Annotated in this window: 1 pseudogene; it reads left to right on the forward strand. The window is 38.8% G+C overall.

Annotated features, from left to right (window positions below):
* A pseudogene (locus ACFWV9_RS16145) lies at positions 1 to 678 on the forward strand (gliding motility-associated C-terminal domain-containing protein); the annotation flags it as partial.

Below are 678 nucleotides of genomic sequence, written 5' to 3' on the forward strand. Positions count from 1 at the left end.
CTGTGGAAATACCAAAACGATTACTAGAACCTGGACGGCTACCGACGAATGTGGTAACGCTACGTCTGCTGTTCAGATTATAACTGTTGAGGATACTACAGCACCAACATTTACAGTACCTGCTGATGTAACCATTGAATGTGATGTTGACGAATCGGATTTAAGTATCACTGGTGATGTAACCGACGAAGCTGACTCATGTTCTACAGGGCTTGATGCGACATATTCAGACAATGTTGTTGCAGGCAGTTGTGTAAACGAATCAGTCATCACTCGTACATGGACATTAATTGATGATTGTGGAAATACTTCATCATTTGACCAAACAATAAATGTCGTTGATACTACTTCTCCAACATTCACAGCACCTGAAGATTTAACGGTGGAATGCGATATTGATGTAAATGATCTTTCAATTACTGGAGACGTAACAAATGAAGCTGATAACTGTTCTACAGCCTTAGATGCTGAATACAAGGATATTATAATGGATGGAAATTGTCCAAACTCCTACATAATTTACAGAAAATGGACATTGATAGATGAATGTGATAATGAAACAACAGATGATCAAGTTATCACAGTAGTTGATACTACTGCGCCAACGTTTACGGTTCCTGCAGATATCACGATTGAATGTGACGTTGATGAAACAGACTTAACTATCACTGGTGACGT

The sequence above is a fragment of the Winogradskyella sp. A2 genome (assembly GCF_046762865.1).
Taxonomy (GTDB): domain Bacteria; phylum Bacteroidota; class Bacteroidia; order Flavobacteriales; family Flavobacteriaceae; genus Winogradskyella.